Here is a 12,102-nt window from a genome sequence, read left to right as displayed (position 1 = left end):
ATGAGTTTTGAAAAACTAGAAGATAAATTAAATAAAAATATTAACGAAGAAACGGAATTGATTCACAAAGTATCATTAATTAAATATGTGTTAATTTACGTTCCTGTATTGTTTTTAATGTTTGCTGTTACCAATTTTATAGCAAGTTTGCTATTTGAAGGAATAGCTTTCGATTGGAGAAGAATTTTAATTCAAGCTTTCGTTTTTGGTTTCTTTTTTAGAATTTTTCATGCTGTAAGAAAAGGCTGGAATAATGCTTGGGAAAATAAATAGTATGAATGTTAAATTCAATATCAAAAGTCATTTTCAATCGATATAAAATAAGGAAGTCTAAATAAATGAACTTACAATTAGCAACAAAAAAAGGTACTAAAATTAATACCGAAATAACTATTTCGGGTTCAAAAAGTGAATCTAACAGGTTATTAATTTTACAACAATTATATCCGAATATTACAATTCATAATTTATCAGATTCTGATGATACACATCATTTACAAGAAGCGTTGTCGTCAGAAAATGAAATTGCAGATATTGGTCATGCAGGTACTGCAATGCGTTTTTTAACTGCTTTTTTTGCAAGTAAAAAAGATGCTGTGAAAGTTTTACAAGGATCCGAGAGAATGCATAATCGACCAATCAAAATTTTGGTAGATGCGCTGCGCGATTTAGGAGCTGATATTGAGTATTTAGAAAAAGACGGCTATCCACCAATAAAAATTACAGGGAAAGAATTATTGATAGCTAAAGTTGCTATTGATGGCAATGTAAGTAGTCAGTATATTTCTGCTTTAATGTTAATTGCACCGAGTTTAAAAAACGGATTAACAATTGAATTGAAAGGAAATATTACTTCTGTTCCGTATATAAAAATGACATTAACCTTGTTGCATCAAATAGGTGTTTCTGCAAGTTTTGAAGGGAATATTATTACTATTAAGAGTCAAATTGAAGTGTCTACTCAAGATATCGTAGTAGAGTCAGATTGGAGTTCAGCTTCTTATTTTTATTCGTTAATTGCATTGAGTGAAATAGGATCGTCTGTAAAATTATCAGCCTATAAAAAAGATAGTTTACAAGGAGATAATTGCTTAGCAAGAATTTATAATCATTTTGGAGTTGTAACTACGTTTCAAGAAAATACCATTGTTTTAACGAAAGAAGCACTACATAATACAGCCATTTTAACGGAGAATTTGAAAAATGCGCCAGATATTGCTCAAACAATTGCAGTAACTTGTTTTGGATTAGGTGTTGCTTGTGATTTATCGGGCTTACACACCTTAAAAATAAAAGAAACCGATAGGCTAGAGGCTTTAAAAGAAGAATTAACGAAGTTAGGTGGAGATATATCTGTAACCAACGAAAGTTTGCACTTAAAAACATCCGAAGAAATTAAAAAAAATATTGAGATTGCTACTTATAACGATCATAGAATGGCAATGGCATTTGCACCGTTAGCATTAAAGATATCAATTGTTATTTTAGAAGCCGAAGTGGTAACGAAATCGTATCGTAATTTTTGGAAAGATATGCAACAAGTAGGAATAGAAACGATTAAAGGAAAATAAAAGGAGAATCACTTGACAAGGCCTATGTCCAAATCGTATATTTGCACATACGAAAAAAAGATTTATGAAGTTATCGAATTTTAGTTTTGAATTACCAGATGAATTATTAGCAGAATATCCATCAGAGCATAGAGATGAAGCACGTTTAATGGTGTTACACAGAGATACTCAAAAAATTGAACATAAATTATTTAAAGATTTAATCAATTATTTTGATGAAGGAGATGTAATGATGCTAAACAATACAAAGGTTTTTCCTGCTCGTATGTACGGGAATAAAGAAAAAACTGGAGCTCGTATTGAAGTGTTTTTATTACGTGAGTTAAATGCTGAAAACCGTTTGTGGGATGTATTAGTAGATCCAGCAAGAAAAATAAGAATCGGAAACAAATTGTTTTTTGGTGATGACGAAAGTTTAGTAGCTGAGGTTATTGATAATACAACATCAAGAGGTAGAACTTTACGTTTCTTATACGACGGACCTTACGAAGAGTTTAGAGAAAAATTAGTAAAGTTAGGGGAAACACCATTGCCTAAATATATAAAGCGTGAGGTAGAGGCGACAGATGAAGATCGTTACCAAACAATCTACGCAAAGCATGAAGGAGCTGTGGCAGCACCAGCAGCAGGTTTACATTTTTCTAAACATTTAATGAAGCGTTTAGAAATTAAAGGAGTAGATTTTGCAGAAACTACGTTACATGTAGGTTTAGGTACTTTTAATCCTGTTGAGGTAGAAGATTTATCGAAGCATAAAATGGACTCTGAAAAGATTAATGTAACGCAAGCCACTGCAGATATGGTTAACAGTGCTTTAGATAAAAAGAAAAGAGTTTGTGCTGTTGGTACAACTGTAATGAGAGCAACAGAATCTGCAATTACATCTAAGCGTAAGTTAAAGGAATTTGACGGTTGGACAAATAAATTTATTTTTCCTCCATTTGATTTTAGTGTTGCAAACTGTATGATTACAAACTTTCATACACCAAAATCAACATTAATGATGACTGTTTCTGCCTTTGCAGGACACGATTTTATGATGGAAGCATACCAAGAAGCAATTAAAGAAAAATATAAATTTCACTCGTACGGAGATGCGATGTTGATTTTATAATAGTATAGATTTAAATGAATTATAAAACCTCACAAGATTACTTGTGAGGTTTTATGTATTTTTGCACCCAATGGAAGTTAAGAAAAAAGACATACGCGCATTATCAAAAGAACAATTACGTGATTTTTTTGTAGCAAACGGAGATAAAGCATTTCGGGGTAATCAGATATATGAATGGTTATGGAGCAAATCGGCACATTCGTTTGATGATATGACCAATTTATCGAAAGACACTCGTAAAATGCTAGACGAAAATTTTGTTATCAACCATATTCAGGTTGATAATATGCAACGTAGTAAAGACGGTACTGTAAAAAATGCAGTTCGTTTACACGATGGTTTAGTGGTCGAATCTGTTTTAATACCAACAAAAACACGAACAACTGCTTGTGTTTCTAGCCAAGTTGGTTGTAGTTTAGATTGTCGTTTCTGCGCAACATCGCGTTTAAAAAGAATGCGAAACTTAAATCCAGATGAAATTTACGATCAAGTAGCAGCCATTAACAAAGAAAGCCTATTGTATTATGATAGAAAACTATCTAATATTGTTTTTATGGGAATGGGAGAGCCATTGATGAATTACAATAATGTAATTAAATCAATCGATAAAATTACGTCTCCAGAAGGTTTAGGAATGTCTCCTAAACGTATTACAGTTTCTACATCAGGCGTTCCTAAAATAATTAAAAAAATGGCAGATGATGAGGTGAAGTTTAACTTAGCTGTTTCATTGCATTCAGCTATTGATGAAGTTCGTACGTCTATCATGCCGTTTAATGCTACTTTTCCTTTAAAAGACTTAAAAGAAGCGTTAGAGTATTGGTACGAGAAAACCGAGAGAATGATTACGTACGAATATGTAGTTTGGGGAGGAATTAACGATAAAAGAGAGGATATTAATGCCTTAATTCAGTTTTGCAAATACGTTCCTTGTAAGGTTAATTTAATAGAATATAATCCTATTGACGATGGAGAGTTTCAACAAGCTAGCCCAGAAGCAATCAACAATTATATATCGAACTTAGAAATGCATGATATTACCGTAAACGTTCGTCGCTCTCGCGGAAAAGATATCGATGCAGCTTGTGGACAATTAGCTAATAAATCGTAATGAATTCAAAAACCCTATTAGGTCAAACGTTCCAGTCTTTAGGCTGGATTCTTTTTATCCTTTTCTTAGGGCTGTTTTTTGATAGTGGTTATTTTTCAAAAAATTATTTTGAACACTCTCAATGGATTAATACTGTCTGTGTAATTTTAGTTTTTATTTATTGTTATTATAAAGGCACATCAAGAACTAGAGAACAACTTATTTATGCATTATTTATTGGCGTAATTGGAGAATACTTTTTTTCATTAATTTTAGGGATGTATTCATACAGGTTGTATAATGTACCACATTATATTCCTTTTGGACATGCGTTAGTGTTTTTAGGAGTATATAACTTTTCAAAAAAATCTAAAGTAAAATTAAATGCAAAAAAAATAAACCTTTTTCTAACCATCTTCATAGCTGTATATGCATTCGTTTTTTTAGTATTTAAAAAAGATGTCTTTGGCTTTGTTATGACACTTCTGGTTTTCTATTCATTACGAAAGTATCCTAAAGAAAAATTGTTTTATTTAACAATGTATGTTGTAGTTGTGTATGCAGAACTTATAGGAACCTCATTAAATACTTGGTCTTGGCCAAAAATTGCGTTTAATACTTTTGAGTTTTTGCCAAGTGGAAACCCGCCTTCGGGAATTTGTTTATTTTATTACGGATTAGACAGAGGAACTATGTCTTTTTACAAAAGAAGGCATAAATTAGCTTGGGCTAGATTAAAAAGAATTAGAGCTATTGAAAACTAAAAAAAATCTTACTTTTGATAAACAATGAAGCCAGTAGAACAAATTAAACTTCCTATTAAAAATGAAATGGAACTCTTTGAAACTAAGTTCAAAGATTCGATGTTATCAAAAGTTCCCTTATTAAATAGAATTACGTATTATATTGTTCGTCGAAAAGGAAAACAAATGCGACCGATGTTTGTTTTTTTAGTAGCCAAAATGGTTTCTGATGGTGGTTTTGACGAACGAACTTATCGAGGAGCTTCAGTAGTAGAATTAATTCATACTGCAACTTTGGTACATGATGATGTGGTGGATGATAGTAATCGTCGCCGTGGATTCTTCTCTGTAAATGCACTTTGGAAAAATAAAATAGCTGTTTTAGTAGGTGATTTTTTATTGTCAAAAGGATTGTTATTGTCTATTGATAATGAAGATTTTGATATTCTTAAACTGATTTCTATCGCAGTGCGTGAAATGAGTGAAGGTGAATTACTACAGATAGAAAAAGCACGAAAACTAAATATTACCGAGGAAATTTATTTTGAAATTATCAGACAGAAAACAGCAACTTTAATTGCTGCTTGTTGTGGTATTGGAGCGGCATCAGTAGGAGCAAGTAATGATGTTGTGCAGCAAATGCGAAAGTTTGGAGAGTATATTGGAATTGCTTTTCAAATTAAAGATGATTTATTTGATTATACTGAAGATAAAATAGGAAAACCTACAGGTATTGATATAAAGGAGCAGAAGATGACCCTTCCTTTAATTTACACTTTAAACAACTGTTCTAAAAAAGAAAAATCTTGGTTGATAAACTCTGTAAAAAAGCATAACACTAATAAAAAACGTGTAAAAGAAGTTATAACTTTTGTAAACACGAATGGCGGCTTAGAGTATGCAACAACTAAAATGCATAGTTATAAAAATAAGGCATTAGCAATATTAAATAACTTTCCGGAATCAGCATACAAAAGCTCACTACAACAAATGATTGATTATGTTGTAGAACGTAAGATTTAAAATCCTACGTTCTACATAGTGTAAAATTATTTTAATATTATTTCTTCAGAGATTACTTTTCCTTTTTCAGACATTCCTTCGATAAACATTTTTATTTTCTTTTGTTGATTTTTAGGTATCTTAAAACTGATACTAGAATTAGCTGGTATTTTTATGTTTGATTTCCAATATACAGCGCCAAAATGCTGATATGTTTTGTTAGAATAAGAAGGGTATTTCGGGTTGTAATATTCTTTGTCATTACTAAAGCCATAAGGTAATTTTACGGTACTCATTTTTGTTTTCTTAGTTTTAAGCTGCAAAGGAGTAAGTGTTTTAATATGTACTTCGGTAGCAGCACTAGGAGAGCTGTTACCAAATGAAATTTCTTCTACATCTTCTAAGAGCATTCCTTCAAGTATTGAAGGATCATGACTCCTGTTATTACCATTTATTATTACTGCTAAATCTAATAAGCTTCCAGGCATTGCGTTTGCTCTTTCTTTGGCACGAGCTTCTAAGTGTCTAGTTCTTGAGCTCTTTTCTACTATTTGCCCTTTGCTGATGTTTTCCTCTGTTTTAGTAGTGAGAGTTCCCGCTATGTCATTAATGGTATTTAGCCTTTTTCCAGTTTTATAAGTGATGAAATCCATTACCGTTTCTCCCGATCCAATCATAATATCTTTCATTTTAAAACTGTTAAATAATGAGTTTGCTAAATAAACATTACTATTGGTTTTTCTTTTATTAGCCTTAACCATAACTTCGTTTAAGAATTCAAAATCATTAGGTAAATATTTAAATGAAGAATAGTCTAATTCAGAGTTTTCGGTCTTGTAATTGTAATTTAAAGACTCTTTTAAAGAGTTTTTAGAGTAAGATAAAATAGGAGTAGTTTCAAAAATATTGTCTTGACTTTTTATACCGAATTTGATAACGCTATTCTTTTTAATAAAAGTATTTTTTAAAACATAAGGTGTTTTAAGAGATTTAATTTCTCTTACAATTTTATTTTCTGGAGAATACATTAAAACAGGGTTGTTACTTTTTGTATTTGATTTCAAAATAATGTTAATTCCGTTTTCGAAATTAAATTTTGTTTTAGGGGTGTTATTAAAAATATCATTCCAGTTATATTTTGTCCATCCTTGTGTGATTAACAGTAAATCGAGGTCTCTAAGTTTTTTTTGATTAATATTAGTTAAGTAATATTTATAATTTTGAATGTCACCTTTAATAAAAGGTTTAAAAAATGTACTAGTAACAATACTGTTTTGTGGGGCATAAGCTTTTGTAATTAATGGTAAAAAAGATGTGCTTAAATGGGTTGTTTCATTTGTAGTGTTTTTTAAATTTATCTCTAAAGAGTCTGAATTAATAGTGGTGTTTTTTGTTTCTATTTTAGAAAATAAAGATTCATTATTAATAAAAATTAATCTTTCTAGTATAGGTTTGTTGTTGTTAAATACAGTTATTGTATTAAGACCAAATGGTAATTCGTTTTTATTAATAAGTAAAGCATATTTATGACTTTTTTCATTAATTTTTATCTTGAATTTCTTGTATTTATTTGTGTTGTGAATAAAAACAGTAACATCAGACTGAATAAGTTTAGGAACGCTATTTTTATTTGTTTTTAAGTTAATTGATAAAAATTTAGGGTTAGAGTTAACAACTCTTAAGTTTAATCCATTTTTTTTAGATTCTGGAGGTGCAGCTTTTATAATTATTCCGTTTTCAAGCATAGCTTCAAATTCATAACTTTCATTTTTCTTAAAAAAGAAATTAACATTACCTAAACCAAATGAATTTGTTTTAAAAGTAGTAATTATTTTTTTTGACTTATTCTTAATGTTTCCGCTCTTAATTTTTATACCATTACCATTTTTATCTTTAATTAATATACCAAGATTATTAATAGTATTTTCAAGAACATGCCCGCCTTCAGGGAATATTTTAAATTCGTAAAAATTTTCTTCATTAATTAATTTTTTATCTTTTTTAGAGGATGAAATAATTTTAATTTTTTGATTATATGAATTACTTTCCTTAAAGTTTTTCATCCAATTAGTAGATGCTTTTATATAGTAATTTCCTTCTGTAAATGTTGAATCTAAAGTAATGCTACCTTTTCCTATTCCCTTTTTAATATGAATTAGAAACTGATCTTTTATTTGTTTTTGATCATTAAATATTGAAACATAGAGGTTTGAGGTCGTTTTGTGTAATTTTTTGGAGTTTTGTTCTATTACATAGGCTTGAAACCATATTTCTTCGCCTTTTAAAAAAGAGGTTTTATTTAAATGTAAATAAGGTGTTTCTCTCGTGTTTTCAAAGTAGCTTACATAAGCTGAATCAATTTTATGAATATTCTGACTAAGAATATTAAACGAACTTAATAGTAGTATTAGTATTGTAATTTTTTTCATGTTTTTTAGCAATTTTTGTTTTGATTTTTTTTAAGTAAACCCATCAAAATTGTGTTTAATGGTTTTGTTGGAAGTTGGTTCTTAGTTATGTTTTTTTATATAGATTTTTAGGGTTTTTGTTTTCATATCAATATTTTTTTATATAATTAATGAATATTTAACAAGTATTGTACCGAAAAGTTAATTATTTCTTAATTTAATTGTTTTTTTTTAAAAGAAGTTCACTTAATTTACTAGAATAGAAGTTGTTATCTTAAATAAAAAAAACCTCGAGAAGTTTCTCGAGGTTTTTTTATAAAGTTATAGGTACTCTTATTTAATGAAAAATGAGAGCCTTTAAATATTAAGTCTCAATAATCATAAAAAAAATATAAAAAAGAAAAAACCTCGAAGCATTAACGCTTCGAGGCTTTTTTATAATTGTCTGTGGCGACTCGCTACTACATCATTCCTGGCATCCCACCACCCATTGGAGGCATTGCAGGAGCATCTTCTTTAATATCTATTAAAGCACATTCGGTCGTTAAAATCATACCAGCAACAGAAGCTGCATTTTCTAACGCTACACGAGTAACTTTTTTAGGATCAATAATTCCAGCTTCTAGCATATCAACATATACTTCAGCTTTAGCATCGTAACCAAAATCTTTTTTACCCTCTAGCACTTTATTAATAACAACAGATCCTTCGCCACCAGCGTTTTCAACAATTGTTCTTAAAGGCGCTTCAATAGCTTTATTAACGATTTGTACACCTGTAGTTTCGTCTAAGTTTTCAGTAACTAATGATTCTAGTACTTTTTTAGCACGTACTAAAGCAACACCACCACCAGCAACAATACCTTCTTCTACAGCAGCACGAGTTGCATGTAAAGCATCATCGACACGATCTTTCTTTTCTTTCATTTCTACTTCAGAAGCAGCTCCAACATATAAAACAGCAACTCCACCAGCTAACTTCGCTAAGCGCTCTTGTAATTTCTCACGATCGTAATCAGAAGTAGTAGTTTCAATTTGTGCTTTAATTTGGTTTACACGACCTTTAATTAGCTCTTCATTACCGGCACCGTTAACAATAGTAGTATTGTCTTTATCGATAGTTACTGTTTCAGCAGTTCCTAATAGATCTAAAGTAGCGTTTTCTAAAGAAAAACCTCTTTCTTCAGAAATAACAGTTCCACCAGTTAATATAGAAATATCTTCTAACATTGCTTTTCTACGATCACCAAATCCAGGAGCTTTTACAGCAGCAATTTTTAAACCACCACGTAATTTATTAACAACTAAAGTAGCCAATGCTTGTCCGTCAACATCTTCAGCAATAATTAATAAAGGTCTTCCAGATTGAGAAACAGGTTCTAATATTGGTAGAATTTCTTGTAAGTTAGAGATCTTTTTATCAAATAATAAGATGTAAGGATTCTCTAAAGTAGCCACCATTTTATCAGCATCAGTTACAAAGTATGGAGATAAATATCCACGGTCGAATTGCATTCCTTCCACAACGTCAACATAAGTCTCCATTCCTTTAGCTTCTTCAACAGTAATAACACCTTCTTTACCAACTTTACCGAAAGCGGTAGCGATTAAATCACCAATAACTTTATCGTTGTTTGCCGAGATTGAAGCAACTTGTTGTATTTTTTCTGATGAGTTACCAACTTCTTGAGATTGCTTTGCTAAATCCTCAGTAATTGCAGTAACAGCTTTGTCAATACCACGTTTTAAATCCATAGGATTTGCACCTGCAGCAACGTTTTTTAAACCTTCTTTAACAATAGCTTGTGCTAATACGGTTGCGGTTGTAGTTCCATCACCAGCTAAATCGTTAGTTTTAGAAGCAACTTCTTTTACCATTTGAGCTCCCATATTCTCTAAAGAATCTTCTAACTCAATTTCTTTTGCAACAGTAACACCATCTTTAGTTACATGTGGTGCACCGAAAGATTTAGAAATAATTACATTTCTTCCTTTAGGACCTAGAGTTACTTTTACTGCATTTGCTAATGCATCTACTCCACGTTTTAAACCGTCACGAGCGTCTACATCAAATTTTATATCTTTTGCCATTTTATGATCTATTTTTTATTAATTATTAGGTGAGTGAATAAATTATATGATAGCGAAAATGTCGCTTTCTCTCATAATTAAATAATCACTTCCTTCATGTTTTAATTCTGTACCTGCATACTTTCCGTATAAAACAGTATCACCAATTTTTACCGTTAAAGGTTCATCTTTGGTTCCATTTCCTATGGCAACAACAGTACCTTTTTGTGGTTTTTCCTTGGCGTTATCAGGAATAATAAGTCCTGATGCTGTCTTGGTTTCTGCAGCAGCTGGTTCTATAAGAACTCTATCTGCTAAAGGTTTAATATTTAATCCCATTTTTATATAAGTTATGATTAAGTAGTTGTTATTATTGGTTAAAAATAGTCAGAAATTATGCCATTAAAAATTATATGCCACTTTTTCTAAATCAACGAAAAATATGTGCAAAAAAAATGCCAACGTGTCATTACGTTGGCATTTGATATTATATGTTGTTAAGATTAGTTTACACTATCTTTTGTAGTATCGTTTGTTGTAGGAGCTGCAACAGGAGCTGTAGTTTCTACATTTTCTAAAGTACTATCTAATTGAGGAGCATCTGCTGAATTTCCTCTAGGAATAGCGAAGTTAGCTAGTAAAATTAAAGCAAACATTGTAATTGCTAAAGTCCATGTAGTTCTGTCTAAAAAACTATTAGTGTTTTGTACTCCACCAATGTTCTGAGCACCACCACCTCCAAAAGAAGAAGATAATCCGCCACCTTTAGGGTTTTGAACCATTACGATTAAGATTAATGCTATTGCAACAATCAATATTAAAACTAAAAGTAAAGTATACGTAGTCATTATTTATTTTTTTGTAAAATTTGTATTCTCTTAATTTGGTCTGCAAAGAAACCACTTTTTTCTGGATATTTCAAACTTAATATTTTATAAGCTTGTATTGCGCTTTCATATTTTTTTTGTTCTAGATAAACCTTGGCTAGTGTTTCGGTTGCTAATTGAGAATTTTGCTTACTTAAAGTGGTTTTAATCTCCGATGGGTTTGTTTTACTTGGACGAGATATTTTAGGTGATTTCTCAATAAAACGATCAATAATTGCGTTTTTTTCTAGGTTTATAGGGGTAATAACCTCTTTTTTGCTTGAAATAGCATCTCTTGTTATTACATTTTTAGAAGAGAGTTGTAGCCATTGATTAAATGAAAATGATTCACTTTTAGTAAAAGCTAAAGGTTTACCTATAGCTAAATCTTTCTCAATATTTGTAGTTTCTTTTTTATTAGGAAGAAGGATTTCTTTTAAACTCGCTTTTTTCTCTTTCAGATTCGAAATTTCTTTAAAAGACTTAGAGGTGATAAAATCAAATAAAACACTACGATCTGTGGTGTAAGCTGCTGTTATTTTTAATTCGTTATTGTATTTAAAACTGTCTTTATTTTTTAAAGTTTTTAACTCTAAAGTTCTTGCTGATTGAAAATAAGGATATTGTTGGATAACATTTTTAAGCTCAGTACTAATTTCTTGCGAAATAGCACTTGGCTTCTTTAGAACATGTATGTATTTTTTTTTATCCAATTATTTACCACTTAGCAACAGATGCATTGAAAATATCTTGTGTGATTCTTTCTAAAATTTCTTTTAAAGCAGTATCTAATACACCGCCAGACAGTTGTTGTGTAGCTCCGTAATCGTAGTAAAAAGAAAAACGTTTTTCGAAATTATCTTTTTCTTCTAACTTGTTTTCATAGATAACATTTACAGAAATTGTTAATCGATTTTGTGCTGCAGTTTGATTTGCGGTAGCACTCATCGGTGTAATTCGATAATCGGTTATTTCTCCAGAAAAATGCAAGTCTCCGTTAGAGTTAACTAAGGTTAAATTTGTTTGACGTGTAAATAAATCGCGAAGATTTTGTGTAAATTCCTGACTTAACGTTGGTTCTATTAAAGGAGCCTGATTCGGAAAGAAATCAATCTGAATGGTTTTAGCATTACCGGTATTTCCTCCGGTAAATGAATAGGCGCCACAACTTATTAATATAATTGATGTGGTAATAAAAAGAATATTGTAAAAAAGTTTTTTCATAAAATCAAAAGTAAA

Annotated in this window: 12 protein-coding genes; 6 read left to right on the top strand and 6 right to left on the bottom strand. The window is 30.5% G+C overall.

What is annotated here, in order from left to right; all coding sequences use genetic code 11:
* The 6 genes from P2G10_RS10715 to P2G10_RS10690 all read left to right on the top strand — a co-directional run bounded on the left by P2G10_RS10715 (position 1) and on the right by P2G10_RS10690 (position 5,541).
* On the top strand, positions 1–273 hold the full coding sequence (locus P2G10_RS10715) for a hypothetical protein (RefSeq protein WP_275316552.1): 273 nt from the start codon (positions 1–3) through the stop codon (positions 271–273).
* A 65-nt stretch (positions 274–338) separates the two neighbouring features.
* A complete protein-coding gene (locus tag P2G10_RS10710) occupies positions 339–1,571 on the top strand; it encodes a 3-phosphoshikimate 1-carboxyvinyltransferase (protein ID WP_275316551.1) in 1,233 nt (410 codons plus the stop codon).
* A gap of 64 nt (positions 1,572–1,635) precedes the next feature.
* On the top strand, positions 1,636–2,685 hold the full coding sequence (gene queA, locus P2G10_RS10705; RefSeq protein ID WP_218771378.1) for a tRNA preQ1(34) S-adenosylmethionine ribosyltransferase-isomerase QueA: 1,050 nt from the start codon (positions 1,636–1,638) through the stop codon (positions 2,683–2,685).
* Between the two features lie 70 nt (positions 2,686–2,755).
* A complete protein-coding gene (gene rlmN / locus P2G10_RS10700) occupies positions 2,756–3,796 on the top strand; it encodes a dual-specificity RNA methyltransferase RlmN (RefSeq protein WP_218771377.1) in 1,041 nt (346 codons plus the stop codon).
* Positions 3,796–4,539: a hypothetical protein gene (locus P2G10_RS10695; RefSeq protein WP_275316549.1), complete on the top strand. Its 744-nt coding sequence runs from the start codon at positions 3,796–3,798 to the stop codon at positions 4,537–4,539. The genes rlmN and P2G10_RS10695 overlap by 1 nt, the downstream gene beginning before the upstream one ends.
* Before the next feature lie 24 nt (positions 4,540–4,563).
* On the top strand, positions 4,564–5,541 hold the full coding sequence (locus P2G10_RS10690) for a polyprenyl synthetase family protein (RefSeq protein ID WP_275316548.1): 978 nt from the start codon (positions 4,564–4,566) through the stop codon (positions 5,539–5,541).
* A gap of 26 nt (positions 5,542–5,567) precedes the next feature.
* Here P2G10_RS10690 and P2G10_RS10685 read toward each other — a convergent pair whose 3' ends face one another.
* The 6 genes from P2G10_RS10685 to P2G10_RS10660 all read right to left on the bottom strand — a co-directional run bounded on the left by P2G10_RS10685 (position 5,568) and on the right by P2G10_RS10660 (position 12,087).
* Positions 5,568–7,949: a hypothetical protein gene (locus P2G10_RS10685; RefSeq protein ID WP_275316546.1), complete on the bottom strand. Its 2,382-nt coding sequence runs from the start codon at positions 7,947–7,949 to the stop codon at positions 5,568–5,570.
* A 440-nt stretch (positions 7,950–8,389) separates the two neighbouring features.
* Positions 8,390–10,018 carry a chaperonin GroEL gene (gene groL, locus P2G10_RS10680; protein WP_218771373.1) on the bottom strand — a complete coding sequence of 543 codons (1,629 nt, stop codon included), beginning with the start codon at positions 10,016–10,018 and terminating at the stop codon, positions 8,390–8,392.
* Between the two features lie 42 nt (positions 10,019–10,060).
* On the bottom strand, positions 10,061–10,336 hold the full coding sequence (locus P2G10_RS10675; RefSeq protein WP_275316544.1) for a co-chaperone GroES: 276 nt from the start codon (positions 10,334–10,336) through the stop codon (positions 10,061–10,063).
* A gap of 164 nt (positions 10,337–10,500) precedes the next feature.
* The gene (secG, locus tag P2G10_RS10670) at positions 10,501–10,845 is read right to left on the bottom strand and encodes a preprotein translocase subunit SecG (RefSeq protein ID WP_218771371.1); all 345 of its coding nucleotides are present in this window, start codon (positions 10,843–10,845) and stop codon (positions 10,501–10,503) included.
* Positions 10,845–11,576, bottom strand: a complete 732-nt coding sequence (locus tag P2G10_RS10665; RefSeq protein WP_275316543.1) for a hypothetical protein — start codon at positions 11,574–11,576, stop codon at positions 10,845–10,847. The genes secG and P2G10_RS10665 overlap by 1 nt, the downstream gene beginning before the upstream one ends.
* 4 nt (positions 11,577–11,580) lie before the next feature.
* Complete coding sequence (locus P2G10_RS10660) at positions 11,581–12,087, bottom strand: LptE family protein (RefSeq protein WP_218771369.1); 507 nt, start codon at positions 12,085–12,087, stop codon at positions 11,581–11,583.
* Positions 12,088–12,102 lie beyond the last annotated feature (15 nt).

This window comes from Tenacibaculum bernardetii (assembly GCF_029125915.1).
GTDB classification, from domain to species: Bacteria; Bacteroidota; Bacteroidia; order Flavobacteriales; family Flavobacteriaceae; genus Polaribacter; species Polaribacter bernardetii.
This window is presented reverse-complemented; position numbering and strand designations above follow the sequence as displayed.